The 17,515-nt window shown below is 62.0% G+C and carries 14 protein-coding genes, 1 tRNA gene and 1 pseudogene; 8 read left to right on the top strand and 8 right to left on the bottom strand.

The window, feature by feature from the left end:
- A partial coding sequence (locus IF803_RS35425; RefSeq protein ID WP_461195413.1) for an immunoglobulin-like domain-containing protein occupies positions 1 to 1,085 on the bottom strand: 1,085 nt, incomplete at its 3' end.
- Positions 1,086 to 2,080: 995 nt separating this feature from the next.
- Between IF803_RS35425 and IF803_RS35420 the strand changes: the two are divergent.
- The 3 genes and pseudogenes from IF803_RS35420 to IF803_RS35410 all read left to right on the top strand — a co-directional run.
- Positions 2,081 to 2,224: pseudogene (locus IF803_RS35420) on the top strand (dehydratase); the annotation flags it as partial.
- Positions 2,225 to 2,470: 246 nt separating this feature from the next.
- A complete protein-coding gene (locus IF803_RS35415; protein ID WP_461195412.1) occupies positions 2,471 to 3,328 on the top strand; it encodes a DUF3800 domain-containing protein in 858 nt (285 codons plus the stop codon).
- A 28-nt stretch (positions 3,329 to 3,356) separates the two neighbouring features.
- Positions 3,357 to 4,445 (top strand): hypothetical protein, encoded by a 1,089-nt coding sequence (locus tag IF803_RS35410; RefSeq protein ID WP_461195411.1) that lies wholly within the window; start codon positions 3,357 to 3,359, stop codon positions 4,443 to 4,445.
- A gap of 13 nt (positions 4,446 to 4,458) precedes the next feature.
- Here the strand turns inward: IF803_RS35410 and IF803_RS35405 are convergent, their stop codons facing one another.
- A complete protein-coding gene (locus tag IF803_RS35405; RefSeq protein ID WP_461195410.1) occupies positions 4,459 to 4,629 on the bottom strand; it encodes a hypothetical protein in 171 nt (56 codons plus the stop codon).
- A gap of 768 nt (positions 4,630 to 5,397) precedes the next feature.
- Positions 5,398 to 5,471 (bottom strand) — tRNA-Gly (locus tag IF803_RS35400).
- 492 nt (positions 5,472 to 5,963) lie between these two features.
- Here IF803_RS35400 and IF803_RS35395 point away from each other — a divergent pair.
- A complete protein-coding gene (locus tag IF803_RS35395; protein ID WP_028335390.1) occupies positions 5,964 to 6,350 on the top strand; it encodes a YciI family protein in 387 nt (128 codons plus the stop codon).
- 68 nt (positions 6,351 to 6,418) lie between these two features.
- On the opposite strand, the gene IF803_RS35390 is transcribed toward IF803_RS35395, so the two are convergent.
- From IF803_RS35390 to IF803_RS35375, 4 genes are all read right to left on the bottom strand, one after another.
- Entirely contained in the window at positions 6,419 to 6,841 is a 423-nt protein-coding gene (locus tag IF803_RS35390) for a hypothetical protein (RefSeq protein WP_461195409.1), read from the bottom strand.
- 72 nt (positions 6,842 to 6,913) lie between these two features.
- Positions 6,914 to 7,711 carry a lytic murein transglycosylase gene (locus IF803_RS35385; protein WP_028339393.1) on the bottom strand — a complete coding sequence of 266 codons (798 nt, stop codon included), beginning with the start codon at positions 7,709 to 7,711 and terminating at the stop codon, positions 6,914 to 6,916.
- A 675-nt stretch (positions 7,712 to 8,386) separates the two neighbouring features.
- Positions 8,387 to 8,614 carry a hypothetical protein gene (locus tag IF803_RS35380; protein ID WP_016843397.1) on the bottom strand — a complete coding sequence of 76 codons (228 nt, stop codon included), beginning with the start codon at positions 8,612 to 8,614 and terminating at the stop codon, positions 8,387 to 8,389.
- 62 nt (positions 8,615 to 8,676) lie between these two features.
- Complete coding sequence (locus IF803_RS35375; RefSeq protein WP_028339395.1) at positions 8,677 to 8,973, bottom strand: hypothetical protein; 297 nt, start codon at positions 8,971 to 8,973, stop codon at positions 8,677 to 8,679.
- 340 nt (positions 8,974 to 9,313) lie between these two features.
- Here IF803_RS35375 and IF803_RS35370 point away from each other — a divergent pair, with 340 nt between their 5' ends.
- The 3 genes from IF803_RS35370 (at position 9,314) to IF803_RS35360 (ending at position 12,417) form a co-directional block, all read left to right on the top strand.
- Entirely contained in the window at positions 9,314 to 9,709 is a 396-nt protein-coding gene (locus IF803_RS35370; protein WP_028339396.1) for an NUDIX hydrolase, read from the top strand.
- 852 nt (positions 9,710 to 10,561) lie between these two features.
- The gene (locus IF803_RS35365; RefSeq protein ID WP_461195408.1) at positions 10,562 to 11,875 is read left to right on the top strand and encodes a chloride channel protein; all 1,314 of its coding nucleotides are present in this window, start codon (positions 10,562 to 10,564) and stop codon (positions 11,873 to 11,875) included.
- Positions 11,876 to 12,216: 341 nt separating this feature from the next.
- Positions 12,217 to 12,417: a hypothetical protein gene (locus tag IF803_RS35360; protein WP_461195407.1), complete on the top strand. Its 201-nt coding sequence runs from the start codon at positions 12,217 to 12,219 to the stop codon at positions 12,415 to 12,417.
- 78 nt (positions 12,418 to 12,495) lie between these two features.
- Here IF803_RS35360 and IF803_RS35355 read toward each other — a convergent pair whose 3' ends face one another.
- A complete protein-coding gene (locus IF803_RS35355) occupies positions 12,496 to 13,686 on the bottom strand; it encodes an adenylate/guanylate cyclase domain-containing protein (protein ID WP_461195406.1) in 1,191 nt (396 codons plus the stop codon).
- A 536-nt stretch (positions 13,687 to 14,222) separates the two neighbouring features.
- Here IF803_RS35355 and IF803_RS35350 point away from each other — a divergent pair.
- On the top strand, positions 14,223 to 17,384 hold the full coding sequence (locus IF803_RS35350) for an autotransporter outer membrane beta-barrel domain-containing protein (protein WP_461195405.1): 3,162 nt from the start codon (positions 14,223 to 14,225) through the stop codon (positions 17,382 to 17,384).
- Positions 17,385 to 17,515 lie beyond the last annotated feature (131 nt).

The following is a 17,515-nucleotide window of genomic DNA, read 5'->3' as shown; positions in this document are numbered from 1 at the left end:
GTCAGCGTGCCCGTGGTCTGGCCGTCGGCAATCGTGATCACGCCCTTGTCGGTCGTGATCGTGGTCACGCCCTGCGAGGCATTCGACAGCGTCGCAGTGAACACGTAGTTGGCGGCAGCACCCTCCAGCTGCGTCGACGCGCTCAGATTGACCGTGGTATCGGTGATGGTGTCGTTGACATGGGCCGTCGCTGTCGTCGTGCCGACCACCAGGTTCTCTAAACTGCCGCCCGACGTCCCGGTAATTGTCGCGGTCAGCGACGAAGCATCCTTGTAGACGTCCTCGCCATTCCCCGCAGCGATCGTCAGCGTGCCCGTGGTCTGGCCGTCGGCAATCGTGATCACGCCCTTGTCGGTGATGATCGTGGTCACCCCCTGGGACGCATGATCCAGGGTCGCTGTGAACACATAGCTCGCCGTCGGCCCTTCAAGCTGGGTGGACGCACTCAGATCGACCCTTGTCGTGCCTTCGGCATTAAGCACGACAATCTGTTCGATGCCTGTAATCTTGAGATCGAGCGTCTTGAAGGTATAAATTGAGCTGTCGGCCTGTCCGGTTTGCGCGCTGATGTGCTGCGGAAGCCAAACGTTCCTGACATACGCAATCTCTGCCGAGATGGCGGCGTCGTTCAACTGGGTTGGACTCAGCCAAATCTGCAGAGTGTCGACATCCGGCGTAGACCCGGCTTTGCCGAGCTGCACCGCGCCATTACCCCCGTCATAGGAGTCGTAGCCTTGAAATGCGTTGCCTGCGACCACGGTCTGATTGGAAACCGTACCGAGGACCGTCTGATCCGTTCCCGACCAAACAGTCCCGCCGCTCAATGAAAAGCCGGCACTCGTGACGGCGTAGGTCCCACCCAAGACGTACTGGTTCTCAAAACCCTTGTAGATCAGGGTATCTGTCCCCGATCCGCCAAGAACGGTGTCAAAGCCGCTGCCGCCGTTAAGGATGTCATCTCCGGAGCCACCATTGAGACGATCATTGCCGGCGCCGCCGGACAGCACGTCATCGCCGGAGCCGCCGACTAAATTGTCGCTGCCGGAAGAGCCTGTGAGGATGGTGGTGCCACTGGCGCTTGCCATTGATGATGCTCCAAAATGTCGTGGTCCAAAATTCGCGCGTGAGTATGAATCCAGATATTCTATGAACCAGATGCCGTAACGGTTTCGAACTTTGCAGGCGTCGATTGACAGGGTGGCAATGAGCTGGCGCCGTCGCAGGGCACATCAAATAAAGCGTGCCGTGCAATTGCTCGCAGCGCTTCCGCCCTCGGCGCAACATTTGTCCAGGACGGGCTCGAAACTGGCCGGCCGATCAGAAGCGATCGGCAGCCCTCCTGCTCGCCGCTAAAGAAACAAGAATTCAGGAATCCCGGAGGGCGCGATTCAAACTCGGCCTTCCGAATGAAGCTGACGCGACCCAATACACACTCCTCAAACTCTGCGGACACAGAGCAGGTGTGATTGCAGTCGAAAATCAATTCACCGTGCTATGAACGCTCGTTCAAGGAAATGAGGCGAGCATCTGACCGGCAAGAAATTGCAATTTCCGCGATGTGCCGGTCTGCCTTGCTGTGAAAGACTCCGAACGCACTAACCTGTCCAGTTCCGGTGCGGCCCTGCATTCCGCACGCGTTGAAAAATCTCTTGTTCTTAAAGTCATTGGCTTTGTCGAAGTCTCTGCCAGCACTACCCCTAGGTCCGGCAGAAGCTCCCGAGCTAAAAATTAGCTCAAACATGCCGAAAATTTGCGCATCCGTCTAGAGCCGGGGAGGATGCGCGTTCTTAACCATTAATGGCACAGCGCCAATGGGTTACCTGGTCGCGAGAATAGTTCCGTATCCCGGGAAACTACGGTCGTCCTTTCTGACGGGATTACATGCTGAATTGACCTGACATTCGGAAACAACGCTTGTTCGCCGGGCTTGAGGCGATCCAGTTCATTCGAATGGCGTCTTGCAAGGGCGACCGCGGGAGTTGTTTGACGACCAGCGCAACGCCAACTTGAACGGGAATATGATGGCGCACGACGCGATGATGGATTTGCAGATGCAGCGCTGACCGGGGGAGATCAAGACATCGCTGAAAGTTTGCGCGCGGGGGTGCGGTTCAGATCCGCAGCAGACATCAAACGCTTCGCGGCAGAGTTCGACCCGCAACCGATGCATCCGGATGAAGCTACGGCCGCCCGGACACTTTCAAAGGGCCTTGCAGCATCAGGGAGCGGGTGAAGGGAATCGAACCCTCGTATTCAGCTTGGAAGTCTAAATTCAACACTATCAACGAACTTCACTGCGCCTCATTTATGCTCACGATTTCAACAGTTTATACCTCAAACCGGCTTCCCTCAACTTCACTCAAGAACACACCCGATCTGGGAAGTTTGCGTCCGAGTAACGCCCGAGAAATAGGCCCCCTCGAATGGCCCCGAATCGCTCATACTCAACCTAGGGCTGAGGGAGCGCGCAATGCATTTTTTCTATTTGGACGAAAGCGGCTGCAACGGAACCGACCTCATCAATAACGTGCAAGAGCAGCCAATCTTCGTCCTAGGAGGGATATCTGTTCGCGACAAGGGATGGAGGAAAACCTACTCCGAATTTCAAAAGCTGGTCACCCAGTTCTTCGGCGGCAATCTGCCGCCCGGCTTCGAGCTGCATGCCTCTGAGCTTTTATCACCCAATGGAGAAGGCCCGTTTGCCGGGATCGGCCGCGAAGAACGAAACAAGCTTGCACTCTCCGTGATCGAATTGCTGTCCGACCACAAACATGCCGCCCACTTCATCGCTCTTGATAAGACCAAGATGCACGCCAATGTAGCAGGCGACGAACACAAGGCGTTCGACGCAAGGGTGCCATATCTACTCGCTTACAATTATATTGTCTCGTACATCGAGCGCTTTTGCAAACAACGTTTGGGAAGGTCTGCACGCGGAATGATCATTGTCGACCCAAAGGAGGAGTTTGATCAGAACGTCCAGCAGATCGTCCATTACAGGAGATATGAAGCTCCTCAATCTGCAGCGCTGAAATGGGTTGTCGAATTTAGCTACGCGATCGATTCAAAGCGACACCCGATGATCCAGATAAGTGATCTGGTAATCTTTCTCGTTAGAAAGTTTCTAGAAGTGGAATGCGGCTTCAGAGACACTTGGCCCGCAGAAGCAAAAAAGTTCTATGCACAGTGCTACGACAAAATTCAGTCGCTGATCGCATGGAAAGACATCATCCCTCATTCAGGAAAACCCGAGCAAAGGTGTCATGAGCTTCTCGGTCAAGTGCGAGCACACCATCGCCAGCAATGGCGCCGTCACTACGAGTTCTAGCGTAGAGGTGGAGAGTTCTTGCACGCCCATGACAAATGAACCGAAGCACAAGACCGGCCTGGACGATGCGCTGTCGCTTGAGGCGACTTACTACTCGGCGCCGATTCCACAGAATATGGCCGTCCTCACAATCTTAGGCGCCGTCTTCGACAAGGTTTACTTTCCGGGCGTTGTCATGCCCGTCGATAATTTCGATCAGAAGGAGCTGGATAAGGAGATCGCGCGCATTGAGGGGCTGGATAATACGCACAGGTCGGACGACATCCTTATGCCGATGCTGAAGTTCATCCGACACGCCAAGACGCTACAAGGCTTCTGCGTCTTTACCGGCGACCCGGAGGAGCCCTTCGGCAATCCGCAGAAGATCTCTGGCGAGATGGTTCAGGAGATGTACGACGCCATCCATGGGCCGCCCCCACCCGATTTCTTTCCGCACTTCTCGACAAACCATCATAAGGGGATGCCGGGCAGCAACGAGGCGATCACATACCCGGGCAGCTATCACTACCTTGCGGGCGCCATCCGCTATTCTGCACAGAATTCCATCCCGCTCTTAAACGATCTTCCGGGCCTCCCCATTCCGGGGCTCAACTGCTCGGTTCCTGCGGGTGATGCCAAAACGCTCGCGGCGATCATCGCCATTGAATGCACGAAGCTGGTTCTCCCAGAACTGCCTATGCTCCGCCCGGAGGATCTGATGGAGTTCAGGGCCGAGAACACTACGACGCTGCGCGCCTTCCGGCGCTCAATGTTGCGCTACGCCGATGACCTCAATAAGCGCCTTTCCAGCATCAAGCCGGAAGAGCTTGAGAAGCACACCAGATTCTTCATCGACACCGAGATTGTCCCGGTGCTGGACGAACTGCAGGCCGCCGTTAATGCACCGGCACGTGCGTGGTGGAGGCGCGGACTCGACTTCGTGAAGGTCGTTCCAGAGCTTGCGGCTGGCGCCTTCATGATGGAGCCGACGACAGCGATAGCCAAGGTCTTGACGACCTACGCCGGACAGATGTTCACGGAGATAACCGCGAAAGGCGATCAGCGCGAGGCTCTGAAGCGCAGCGGCCTTTACTACCTTCTACGCCTTCGCGCATTTCAAGACGAGCGCAAGCCTTAACCGCTGGCCGAGGCTAATCGGCGCGAGTGAACTTTCGCAACTCCCCCTCGGCCCGCTCCCGCTCTTCGTCCGTCTTCGCCTCATCGACGTGCGACCGCAGGATGCGACGCATCTTGTCCGGTAGCGGCTCTTGATCAGAATCATCCTGAGACGCTTCGGTGGCTTTTAGGAATAGGATCAGCATGCGGGGATTGTGGTGTCACCACAACCGCATGATGCACGCATCCACATGCAATCATCAAATTTGATCTACAGTACAACCATCCAGCAACCAACCAAGGAAAGGAATGGAACCCCAAGCATCGAAGAAGTCCGCGCAAGCGGCTGAGGAGCGCGCAAATGAGTTGCAAGCGCGTTGCGATAGGTTGACTCTCGAACTCGCACAGAAACAACAGCAGTTGAATCGGGCCGAATGTTACGCTGCAAGTTGGCTTTCTCTTTCTTTGACGGGATTACCTGCTGAATTGACCTGACGTTCGAAAAACAACGCTTGTTCGCTGGGCCTGAGGCGATCCAGTTCATTCGAATGGCGTCTTGCAAGGGCGACCGCGGGCGGTCCGACCGGCGCCCAGTTGTTTGACGACCAGCGCAACGCCAACTTGAACGAGAATATGATGGCGCACGGCGAGATGATGAATTTGCAGATGCAGCGCTGACCGGGGGAGATCAAGACATCGCTGAAAGTTTGCGCGCGGCCGATATTGCTTCATGCCGAGTCAAGGGATCTGGCAAGCCATTTGGTAGCGGGATATAAGCTGGCTACTGCACAGTCGCACCACGAACCGGCACGTTCGGGCTCCTGAACATCCTTGCGGTTGGCATGACAAGACGGCTGCGGTTCAGATCCGCAGCAGACATCAAACGCTTCGCGGCAGACCCGCAGCCGATGCATCCGGATGAAGCTACGGCCGCCCAGACACTTTCAAAGGGCCCTGGCATCAGGGAGAATCATTGGAGCGGGTGAAGGGAATCGAACCCTCGTATTCAGCTTGGAAGGCTGCTGCTCTACCATTGAGCTACACCCGCATCTCGCGTTCACCTAACACGGCCGGGCGGCGGCCTCAACTGCCCCGGCGTGCGTTCTGATTCTCCGTAAAAGAAACCATTTCGGCGCAATCCCGCCGGTTTCCCGGCGCGGACGGGCCGGAGGCGGCCTTAACAGCGGCGGATTCGGCACCTATATTCGAAGTCCCATCAACAAAGAAAGGAGGTGATCTAGTGTCTTGTCTCAAGCGCTGTCACCTCGCTGGGATCGCCCGCTAGGACCTGAGTAATCAGCCTGGCATCGGGGCGCTCTCAGCCCTGGACCAGCGAGACATCAAAATCGGGGGCGCGGCGGAAGCTCATCCGCCGCGCCTTTTTGCCGTTTTGGCCTGCGCGATTCGCCGCCGCCATGCCGGCCGCCGGGATACCTTGTCGCAGCACAGAAACCGTCCGATCCGCTACAGATGAAATGTCGGCTCGGATCGCCGCGAGACGTCCTTGGGCCTGTCGCATCAGAAATAAGGAGCACATCAGATGCTTTATGCCATCCTGGCCTATCACGTCGAAGCCGAGGTCAAGTCGTGGAACGCCGAGGAGGACGCTGCCGTGATGACGGGTCTGCGCGAGGTCCATCAACGGCTGAAGGGCAAGCTCGGCCCGGCTGCGCGGCTCGGCGATACCCGCAACGCCAGCACGCTGCGTGGGCCCGGCCACGGCATGGTGATCGACGGGCCGTTCTCCGAGACAAAGGAGCAATTGCTCGGCTTCTACGTGATCGATTGCGCCGATGAGGCGGAGGCGATCGCCGCGGCGCGCGACCTGCGCAGTGTCAACCCGTCGGCGGTCTACGAGATCCGCGCGCTGAAGCTCTACATCCCGGGCGCGCCGTTTCCGGAGACCGCGGGGCCGCGCGACGCGTAGCGCATGATCCCCGCGCAAACGTCTTTTGTCGCGCGGGAAAGCCGCTTCGCACTTTTCCGGATCATGCCTTAGCGGCTGGAGCGTTTCGGCAGCTTCGGAAGCTTGCTCGGGTCGAACTTCGGCAGCGGCAGATCCGGCGGCGGCTCGGGCGCCACCTCCTGGCTCGGAATCAGCGTCACCTCGAAGGCAAGATCGGGCACGGCGTCCGCCCTGCCCGTACAGGTCGCGATCGCGCCGGTCCAGATGCCCTCGAGCCGCACCACGAGATCGTCGGTGCCGAACACGGTCGTGCCGTTCCTGGAGTGCCGCTGCGTGGTGAGCACGGCGGAGAAGCGCTCGCCGTCGACCTCATAGGTGCCGCTGTAGAGCATGACCGCGTCGCTGCCCCACAGCCTGCCATCGGCGACGTGCACGATGCCGGTGCCGTCCGCAAGCGACGTTCGAAACCACGCCGCGTAGGTGCCGTTCTTGAGCATGGAGCCGGTCTCCATCTGCTCCCGTTTCACAGCGCACGATCTGGGCATCGTTGCGTTAACAGGCGATGAAGGAACTCGCGCCTGCGCTCATTGGCCGTCGATCTGCCGTCCCATGATGGCGATCGCCTTCTGGTAGACGCCTGCCGCGTTCCACGCCTCGATCGCAGCGAAGTTGGGTTCCCCGGGCTGATAGCCGGCGCCGGCGCGCCAACCATGGGCGCGCAGGAAGTTCGCCGTCGAGCTCAGCGCGTTGGCCGCGACGTCGAGATTGCCGGAGCCGTAGGCGAGGACGTTCTTCGGCATGAACTGGGTCTGGCCGATCTCGCCATGCATCGAGCCGCGCGTGCTCCCGGACAAAGTGCCGCGGTCGACGAGCTTCAGCGCCGCATAGAGCTGGTCGGTGAAGAACTCCGGACGGCGGCAGTCATAGGCAAGCGTTGCGATCGAGGACAGCATGTTCTGGTTGCCGCGCTGGCTGCCAAAACCGCTCTCCATGCCCCAGATCGCGATCAACGGTCCCGGCGGCACGCCATAGCGCTGCTGGATCGAGGCGAACAACGCCGCCTGCGACTGCTTCAGCGATCGGCCGCGCGCCACGATGGTCGCCGATCCGCGCTTAGCCATGAACTGCTCGAGCGACAGGCCGAAGCTGCGCTGGCCGCGATCCGCGGCAATCGTCGCACTGGCATAATGGGTCTGCATCAGCGCGGCGATCGCGGTGGCGCCGATGCCCTTGGCGCTCGCCTCGCCCGAGAACTGCTGCTTCCAGGCTTCGAACCCGCCCGGCCCGTTGCCGCACTGCGCCGCGTTCGCCTCAGCCCCCAGCGTTGCAACCATCACGACGATGGCGAGCGCCGACGTCGCAACCTGCCAGCCCCTGATCATCCGAAATTCCTCCGCAAATGTGCCACCGCCCCTCGCGGGCGCGGCGCTGACGATGGCCGGATGGACATGACCCGGCGATGAACGATCCGCCTCAGATTCGGCCGCGGACCGTCACGATATGTCGCCGGCAGCGGATTGGCCATCCCGGCCGCCTCAGGCAGGCCGGGACATTTGGCCCCTGCGCCCGGAAGGCGTCATGCGCCGGACATGACGACGAACACGGCGTGCGTGACGATCCATGACGATGCAGATCTCGCGTGAGATCAGCGAAATCCGGTGGTGAACAGCGTTTGATGTAGTAGGTTCTCCGCGGGGACGGCGGCCCCGCTGTCCTCCAACTTGGGAGGCGATGGCTATGATGAAGACCCTGTCACTTCTAGCGGCCCTACCCTTTATCGGCTTCCTGTCGATATCGACGGGCCACGCCGCATCCACATGCTCCTCGAGCAATTTCGGCATCTCTGCGGTACCGTGCGGGAAGCGGTATGCGGTCAGCTACGAAGCCTGCCGGAAGTACGTGATCGAGCATGGCGCATCGCCGGCCGAATCCTGGTGGTACTGCAGCAGTCAAGGCTACACGAAATAGCCGGCATTTCCTGAGCAAGGCCTTTCGCCGCCGCGGACAGCGCGTTGAGCTGCCGCGACGTCGAACGCGTATGCCTGCCGATCAGCGTGTTAAGGCACGTCGCCTCGCCTCACCGGGCCGACGGTCTGCGGCCGGTTGAGGAAGAACTCGCGATTGCCGAGCGCGGCCTCGGCATACTGGTCGATCGCCACGATGATCGCCTGCACGTGGTGAAAGCACCAGCCTTCCCGCGTCGCCATGTGCCGGACCTCGGCCAGCGCCTTGATCCAGGGCGCGTGATCATCGCTGTCGTGGAAATACCGAAGCGGCTCTCTCATCTTTCCTCCGGCACTTCACGTCTTGCAACTCGGCGTGCAGCCGCCGCATTCCGAGCGCGACGTCATGCACGCGCTTCGCCGGCGGCCAGCTCTCGCTTCGCCGGGCGAATGAAGGCTGGCGTCGCGGCGCGACGGCGCGGTGCAACGCTCGCATGAACGATGATCGGATCGCGGTCGCCCAGGACCTCCCGCTCCTCGACCAGGCGGCTCATGACCAGCCGCATCTTCAAGAGGTCCCCGGCGACGAAGGCGCAGTCCTCATCGCGGTTGATCTGCTGGCGCATGATGGCTTCGGCCTCGAGCATGCTGACGCGCAGCGCCCTGATCTGCCTGCGAATTTCGCTGATGCGGTTGTCCATGGCGTCCTCCAATTCCCGGTGGAGGGCAATTAGAACAAAACAAGAACATCGAGTCAAGCGGTGAAGTCGTCCGTCATGGGTATCGTTATCACGACATAACCGGGTGAGTTCCGGTCGCCGGCCGTAACAGCTTTCGCGAATTCAACGTGAGGTACCGGACATCAAGCGAGATCAAGGAAGCCACGGGCGACCGCACGCAACGAGGAGCGCAGCTGTCAGAGACAAACAGCCGACACACGACTGTGGAACAATGTGGCATCGAACTTGTCTACACAAATAGACAAGTTAAAATGGGGCGATTCTATTTCGATCATTGCGCAGCAAATGCCCAAGTACTCCAATGCCCAAGTCCTCCAAGCTGGTAGCCGCGAAGCGCGGCAAGGTTCTTCTGGTTAGACGCCGATCTGACGGGCTGTGGATGTTCCCCGGCGGGCGCAGGCGCGCGCGCGAGACCGGGAAGGATTGCATCAAGCGCGAAATCAAGGAGGAGTTGCCGAAGCTCAAGCTCGGCAGGCTCAGCCTGTGGAAGGAAGTGACGGCCAGGAACAAGCGTTCCGGCCGCAGGATGAGCGACGCGATCTTCATCGCCAAGAACGCCAAGGGCCGACTGGCGATCGGCGACAAGAAGGAGATCGACCGCGCCGCCTGGCAGAAGCCGCGGGGCCTTCGCCTGACGCCGACCTCCCGCTACATCCGCGACCGGCTGTTTCCGAGAAAGCAGCGGCGCCGGAGATAAACGCACGATCGACCGAGCCTCGCATCGCAGTGCACGCAGGGCTTTCTTTCGGCTCGCGCGCAGACCACCGGTTCCGCCGCAGGAACACCGTACTGATCCGGATTTCTGGAAAGATAGGACGGACGTAATACCAACCCTGCCGGCGTTACCGTTCTTTGCAGAGCATTTTTTCACGACTGAGTTTTTACAGACCTATTATGACCGGCAGAAAAGGGCCGCCGATGCGACGGCCCTTTTCGATTCAGTGGCCGTGTCATTCGGGCGGCATCAATCCCGGTGAATTTGTCCACCCCAACTCAGTATCAGGCAGAATGAGGCCGCCAACCGGCGGCCTCCTTGTTGAGCGGCCCCAGCAACCTATGGGGGCCTGGGAGGGCAGGCGCTGGGGCCATCTACCGGCCCGGGTAGCGCGGTCGGGCCAGGTGAGCATCCATCAAATGAACAGAGCAACGGCAACCATTGCGATTGGGCAAAGTCCCAATACGACGATGCCCGCTCGAACAATCACTTCGGACATGACACGCGCCCTTCAATGGGACGGCCAAAATACGCCGCGGCGAAAGCCGCGCAAAGTGCAGTTTGTGCCAGTTTTCCGCGTCCCTCGATCATACGTCACCGCGGGAAAGGACGCGCCAAAGCGGAGTCGTTCAGACACCAAAACTGACGCGCGAACCTCCTGAAGATCACCTAAGAGCTGGCCCACAGCCGGTATCGCGCATTTCGGCCTTGGAGTTTGGCGACTGCGCCCGCACACCGTGCTGATTTCTTGAGCTTCGTACACCACCGACGCGTGCTAGGAATGACGCGATCCGCTTCGTATCGGACCACGACATGAGCTAAGAATTCGTCAGGATGACCTTCCCCTCCAACCGCCAGAGGCGGCTGTTCAGACTGGTCTCCGCGCGCTGGCAGCGCCGGGCCCTGTTCTTGCTGGGCGGCATTGCGGTCGGTGCGGCGGCCGTCGCGCTCGCACAACTCGCGGATCTGGCGCAGATCGCCTTTGGCGCAGTGGTATCCCATTTCCGTTATGCCTCGCTGGTGCTGACGCCGGCCGGGTTTGCGCTGTCGGTGTTTCTGACCAACCGCTTCTTTCAGAACGCGCAAGGCAGCGGGATTCCGCAGGCGATCGCTGCACGCCATCTGACCGACCAGACCGCACGCGAAAGCCTGGTTTCGCTGCGCGTTGCGGCCGGCAAGATTCTGCTGACCCTGTTCGGCCTGTTGTGTGGCGCGTCGGTCGGGCGCGAGGGACCGACGGTGCAGATCGGCGCCTCGATCATGTTTGCGCTCGGCCGCTTCTCGCCGCGGCGCCAACCCGGCCTGATCCTTGCCGGCGCGGCCGCAGGTGTCGCGGCCGCCTTCAACACCCCGCTGGCCGGGATCGTGTTCGGCATCGAGGAAATGAGCCGTGCCTTCGAGACGAGAACCAGCAGCCTGATCATCGGCGCGGTGATCGCTGCCGGCCTGACCTCGCTCGCGCTGATGGGCAACTATACGTATTTCGGCACCAGCGCGACGGCCCTGCGCAACGGCACCGACTGGCTCGCGGTCCCGCTCTGCGGCATTGCCGGAGGTCTTGCGGGCGGCCTGTTCAGTCGCATCCTGATCGCAATGGCACGCGGATTTGCCAATCCGGTCGGACGCGCGATCAAGCGTTATCCAGTCGGCTTTGCCGCAATGTGCGGATTTGCGGCTGCGATTTGCGGGATTGCGTCCGACGGCGCGATCTATGGCACGGGATATCAGCAGGTCAAATCCGCGCTCGAAGCCGGAGCACTATTGCCGGCGAGCTTCAGCGTCTGGAAATTCCTGGCGACCACGTTCGCCTCGATCAGCGGCATGCCGGGCGGCATCTTCGCGCCCTCGCTCGCGGTCGGTGCCGGGCTCGGCTCAAACATCGCGCCGCTGTTACACGGCGCGCCGCTGCCGGCCATCATGCTGCTCGGCATGGTCTCCTATTTCGCCGGCGTGGTTCAGGCACCGATCACCGCCTTCGTGATCGTCACCGAGATGACCGACAATCACGCGATGGTCGTGCCCTTGATGGCCGCGGCGCTGATTGCGCATGCGAGCTCGCGCCTGATCTGCAAGGAAGGCGTCTATCACGCCTTCGCCAAGGGCTTCGTCGAGCAGGCCGCGCCGGCGCAGAAGATCACCTCGATCTGAATTCCCGGCACCAAGGGAAACCGGCCCCAGCCTCTCGCGTTGCCGGGGCCGTCCTATTCCCATGCTCACGCCGAACCGCCGGCTCCGATAATCAGGCGGACCCTCTGGGCCTTCAAAAATTTTCCTTGATGAAAAAGCCTGCCCAGCGCCGCAATGATGCGCGCGATCCGGCGTTCCGGAAAATAACGCGTGTGAATCCAGCTTAAATAAACTTCGCCTGAAACAAACGGAATGTTTCAGTGACTCTTCATGCGTGAACGAAGTTCCGGGTTCCTCGGGGAGCGGACTCATCGCGGCGACGTTGGTCTACGGGCAGTCCCCGGGAAAAAGGGGGAAGCGCTATGATCGAGAACGTCATGAACAACCCCGCCTATTGGCGGGATCGAGCCGCCAAGACACGCGCCAAGGCGGATTCGTTCAGATACCAAGACTCCCGCGCGAACCTTCTGAAGATCGCCGAAGAGTACGATCGTCTGGCAAACTATGCCGAGCAGCAATTGTTGCGCGCACCGACGATGAAACTGTCCGGCCAATCTCCATAACGGCAGGAGCCCTATGGGCATTGGGCCGTCTCAGCCGGTGCGTGCGCCCCACGGCACGCTGCTTTCGGCCATCGAGCCTCAGCCGCGATACGCAAACAGCTCGATCGGCTCGCTGAAACCGCGCACCGAATGCTCGCCGACATGCTCGAGCGCGAAATCGTGCTCGACCAGATCGGCGAAGGCGCGCGACAGCAGCACGTTTCGTCCCAATTGCTTGGTCAGAGCCTCGAGCCGCGAGGCCATGTTCACCGCGGGGCCGATCACCGTGAAGTCGAGCCGGCTGCGCGATCCGATATTGCCGTACATGACGTCGCCGACATGGACGCCGATGCCGTAATTCATCGGCGCCCGGCCCATCATGCTGTTCTTTTCGCTCAGCGCCGCCATCGCCTGCCGCGCCTCGGACACCGCGTGCAGCAGGTTGGCGCAGGCTCTGGGATCGCTGAGCGGGAAAATCGCAAGCAGGCCGTCGCCGATGAATTTCAGGATTTCACCGCCGTGCCGCGCGATCGGCTCCGACATCGCGTCGAAATAGTCGTTGAGGAGATCGATGACGTCGTCGCGCGGCCAGGAGTCCGATATCCGGGTGAAATCGCGTAAATCGCAGATCATGATCGCGGCGCGGACCGTGGTCGCGCTGCCCCGCCGCGTCGCACCCGCGAGGATCATCTCGCCGGCATGGGTGCCGACATAGGTCTCGAGCAGCGTCCGCGCCAGGCGGTTCTTCATCCGGATTTCGCTGACCAGCGCCAGCACCGGTAGCACCTTGCGCAGCTCGGCGATGTCAGCGTCATCGAAACCGCCGGACCGGTCGGTCGCGAACGTCACGACATGCCGCTTGCCGAGCGTATGCAGCAGCGGCCACGCCACATAGTCGGTCAGGCCTTGCGCGCGCATCTCGTCATAGAGCGCGTGCGTGCGGCCAGGCGCACGTTCGAGCCGTTCGCGCACTTCGCCGGCGCCCTGGTGGATTTCGTAGACCGGGCTGCCGATATATTCCGAGCGCTCCCTAACCTCGTAGTCGACCCGCGTGATCTCGGCCTCGCGCTTGCCGTCGCCCCAGATGATCCGGGCGCCGAGCCATTGCGGATGCTGGATCAGGAGATTCATCGTCGCCCGCTTGAGGGGAATACCCGTTTGCTGCAGCCGGACGCACAGCTCGGCGAAGATATTGTCGATGAAGCGCTCGTCGCGGGTCTCGTTGGTCAGCCAGGCCACCACGTCGCCGCCCGATTGCGGCGTGACGGACTCGATGTTGGGGGCGTTCATGGCTTGCTCCGGAGCGGCGGGTGGGATCGGCACGCGATATGTCGTGCTTCCGCCCGGCAACGTCAACGCCGCCAGCGATAACGTGATCGGGCGCGCGGTGCGGCCAGGGCGTGCCATGCCGGCCTGCCCGCGCCCTTCCATGCCGCCGACGCGCCGCGCCGTCCCGCGGTCTTCAAATCCGCTGACGCACGATATCGCGCCCGGCGCAACTCAACTGGTTAGCGATCGATTAATCGGATCGCGCGGACGTTGCATCGCGGGCACACTGCGCCTTGTTTCGCTGGGGAACAACAAGGTTCGTTTGTCAGCTCACAGTGAGTCACATAGCGTGATGCCCATCCGCTGCCGGCGAAGGTTTGCCGGAATGCAACCTGCCGGGCAGCGGCAAGAACAAGGGGCTGAGCACCATGCGCCAATGCATCGGGGCTGCGACGAAACCACGACACGTTGGTGACAATCCACTCAATCCACGGCGGACTGCATCGCAATTCCGCACGCGCGCGCACCTCCATCGCCTGCTGTTGATGAGCGCCTCGGTGGCCGCGCTCTCGGCGCTGATGCCCGGCTCGGCCGCGGCACAGACCTGGACCGGCGCCACCAGCAACGACTGGACGGTCGGCTCGAACTGGTCCGGCGGCGCCGCGCCGGTTGCGGGCGGCGCGGTGAACATCGTGCCCGGTTCCAACGTCGTCCTCGGCGTGAACCCCGGGGCGACCGGTACGGCCTTCACGGTCAATGTTCGCGACCTGGCGGGAGGAACGACCAACCTCACCATTCAAAACGGCGCCACGCTGACAGGCAGCAGCGTTTTTATTGGCGATGTCGTAGGTGGTACTGCGACCGTCACCGTGACAGGGGCCGGCTCCCGGTGGAACGGCAGCACGATCTCCCTGTTCGCTGGCGCCACAAGCGTGCTCAACATCTTGGACGGCGCGACCGTCTCCGTCACAAGCAGGGTCATCGTCGGCAGCCCGGCCGGCACCGGCACGGCCACCCTCAACATCAGCAACGCCACGCTGGAGAATCACGGCTTCGGCATTACCGTTGGCAACGCGGGCGGCCGGGTCAATTTTGACAACGCCACGTTCCGTGCGGCCATCAATACCCCCACCGTCTCCAGCGGAACGGCCGCCCAGAACAACATCGCCGCGGGCGGACTGACCATCGACAGCAATGGGTTCACCGTCCTCCAGGCGAATGGCTTCAGCGGCGTCGGCGGATTGACCAAGACCGGCGCTGGGCTCTTCAGCTTCACTGGCGTGGGCAACAGCTACACCGGCGACACGGTGATCCAACAAGGCACGTTTCGGCTGTCTGGTACCGCCGGCTCCGGCAATGCCCTCGCCACCTCAAACCGCGTTGTCGATGACGCAATCCTCGATCTGTCGCTCATGTCGGACGCCAACGCGCACATCCAGAGTCTTGCCGGCAGCAGCGCCGGCACCGTCACGCTGAGCGCCAAGGACCTGATCATCACCAACGCGCATGACAGCTTTGCCGGAACGATCAGCGGCACCGGCGGATTGCAGCTCACCGGCGGCACGCTGGCGCTGTCCGGCGTCCAGGCCTATAGCGGCGCGACCATGATCACCGGCGGCACGCTGGCGCTCACCGGCGCCGGCGACATTGCCGCTTCCAGCCAGGTGATTGCGAACGGCACGTTCAGCATCGCCGGCCTCTCCGGCGCCGGCACCAGCATCCAGCGGCTGTCGGGCACCGGCGGCGTCGATCTCGGCGCCAAGACGCTGACCATCACGGCCGCGAACGACACCTTCGCAGGCGTGATCGGCGGCAGCGGCGGGTTGACGCTGTCAGGCGGCACCGAAACGCTGTCCGGCGCCAATGGCTATAGCGGCGTGACTACGATCTCTGCGGGCACGCTGGCGCTGACGGGGGCCGGATCGATCAGCAATTCCAGCCATGTGGTGGCAAATTCGGCGTTCGACATCTCCGGCCTCGCCGGCACCTCGACCAGCATTCAAAGCCTCGCCGGCAGCGGCAATGTCGCGCTCGGCGCCAAGACGCTGACCATCACCAATGGCAGCGACACTTTCGCGGGCGCGATCGGCGGCACCGGCGGACTCGCCCTCACCGGCGGCACGCAGACGCTGTCCGGCACCAACAGCTACAGCGGCGCCACAACGGTGAACGGCGGCACGCTGCGCGCCGGCGCGGTCAATGCCTTCAGCGCGGCGTCTGCCGTCACCGCCGGCGCCGGCACCACGATCGACCTCAACGGCTTCAACCAGACCATCGGCGGCTTCAGCAATGCCGGCACGCTGCAATTCGGCACCACGCCCGGCACGACGCTGACGGTCGCCGGCAATTATGCCGGCAACGGCGGCACGCTGCTGTTCAACACCGTGCTCGGTGGCGACGGCTCGGCGACCGACCGCCTCGTCGCGGCAAGCACGTCGGGCACCTCGACCGTGAGGATCAACAATGCCGGCGGCGGCGGCGGCGCGCAGACCGCAGACGGCATCAAGCTGATCGACGTCACCGGCGCCTCCAACGGCACATTCACGCTGGCAGGCAGCTACTCGCTGCAAGGCCAGCAGGCGATCGTCGCCGGCGCCTATGCCTATACGCTGCAGAAGAACGGCATCTCGACGCCGGCGGACGGCGACTGGTATCTGCGCTCCAGCCTGGTCAATCCGCCGAGCGATCCGGCCGCACCGGCCAAGCCCGCGGGCCCGCTGTACCAGCCCGGCGTACCGCTCTACGAGAACTACGCCCAGGTGCTGCTCGGCATGAACGCGCTGCCCTCGCTGCAGGAGCGCGTCGGCAACCGCTACTGGGGCGGCAACGGCGGCCCGAGCGAGGCGATGGCGCGGATGGGCGTCACGCCGGCGGCGCAGGCAGACAGTTCATGGACGCAGTCGGCGTTCTGGGGCCGCATCGAGGGCGGTCAAACCAGCCTGCGGCCGTCGAACACCACCGGCTCGACCCTGAACAGCGATGACTTCAAGGCGCAGGCCGGGCTCGACGGCCTCGCGCTCGAGAACAATTACGGCCGCCTGATCGTCGGCCTCACGCTGCAATACGGCCTGACCACGGCTTACGTGAACTCGTTCTTCGGCAACGGCCGCATCCGCGCCGAGGGCACCGGCGTCGGCGCCACTGCCACCTGGTACGGCGACAACGGCGTCTACATCGACGGCCAGATGCAGACCATGTTCTATCGCGGCGACCTCACCTCCGACCTCGTCGGCAGCATGACCCATGGCAATGAAGGCCTCGGCTATGCCTTCAGCGTCGAGGGCGGCAAGCGGTTCACAATCGGCAACGGCTTCTCGCTGACGCCGCAGGCGCAGTTCGCCTATTCGAAGGTCGACTTCGACGGCTTCACCGACCGCTTCGGCGCGCTGGTCTCGCTCGGCAATGCCGACAGCCTGCTCGGCCGCGTTGGGTTGTCGCTCAATCACCGGAAGAGCTGGAGCGACGGCGCCCGCTCCGACCTCTACGCGATCGGCAATCTGCACTACGAATTCCTCGACGGCACCAACGTCGACGTCGCGGGCACCGGCGTCGCCAGCGCCAACGACCGGCTCTGGGGCTCGATCGGCGGCGGCGGCAGCTACAGCTGGGCGGGCGGCCGCTACACCTTGTTCGGCGAAGCCACCTACCGCGCCAGCCTGCAGGATGCCGGCGACAACCACAGCTACAAGGGCACCGCCGGTTTGCGCGTGGTGTGGTGAGGTCGGACGCACTGCCAAAATATCGAAAACAACCCCATGCAAAGTAGCCGGCGGACACGGCAACTTGACTCGTCGGGCAAATCAGCGGTACGCTTCCATTATTCAGAAATCGTATCGCTTCAGCCTTCCCG

This window comes from Bradyrhizobium sp. UFLA06-06 (assembly GCF_054820065.1).
This window is presented reverse-complemented; position numbering and strand designations above follow the sequence as displayed.

What these genes read in the sequence shown, in the direction of transcription:
- IF803_RS35415 (WP_461195412.1), top strand. Translation starts at nt 2,471, where the DNA reads ATGCATTTTTTCTATTTGGACGAAAGCGGCTGCAACGGAACCGACCTC.
- IF803_RS35410 (WP_461195411.1), top strand. Translation starts at nt 3,357, where the DNA reads ATGACAAATGAACCGAAGCACAAGACCGGCCTGGACGATGCGCTGTCG.
- IF803_RS35405 (WP_461195410.1), bottom strand. Translation starts at nt 4,629, where the DNA reads ATGCTGATCCTATTCCTAAAAGCCACCGAAGCGTCTCAGGATGATTCT.
- IF803_RS35395 (WP_028335390.1), top strand. Translation starts at nt 5,964, where the DNA reads ATGCTTTATGCCATCCTGGCCTATCACGTCGAAGCCGAGGTCAAGTCG.
- IF803_RS35390 (WP_461195409.1), bottom strand. Translation starts at nt 6,841, where the DNA reads ATGGAGACCGGCTCCATGCTCAAGAACGGCACCTACGCGGCGTGGTTT.
- IF803_RS35385 (WP_028339393.1), bottom strand. Translation starts at nt 7,711, where the DNA reads ATGATCAGGGGCTGGCAGGTTGCGACGTCGGCGCTCGCCATCGTCGTG.
- IF803_RS35380 (WP_016843397.1), bottom strand. Translation starts at nt 8,614, where the DNA reads ATGAGAGAGCCGCTTCGGTATTTCCACGACAGCGATGATCACGCGCCC.
- IF803_RS35375 (WP_028339395.1), bottom strand. Translation starts at nt 8,973, where the DNA reads ATGGACAACCGCATCAGCGAAATTCGCAGGCAGATCAGGGCGCTGCGC.
- IF803_RS35370 (WP_028339396.1), top strand. Translation starts at nt 9,314, where the DNA reads ATGCCCAAGTCCTCCAAGCTGGTAGCCGCGAAGCGCGGCAAGGTTCTT.
- IF803_RS35365 (WP_461195408.1), top strand. Translation starts at nt 10,562, where the DNA reads ATGACCTTCCCCTCCAACCGCCAGAGGCGGCTGTTCAGACTGGTCTCC.
- IF803_RS35360 (WP_461195407.1), top strand. Translation starts at nt 12,217, where the DNA reads ATGATCGAGAACGTCATGAACAACCCCGCCTATTGGCGGGATCGAGCC.
- IF803_RS35355 (WP_461195406.1), bottom strand. Translation starts at nt 13,686, where the DNA reads ATGAACGCCCCCAACATCGAGTCCGTCACGCCGCAATCGGGCGGCGAC.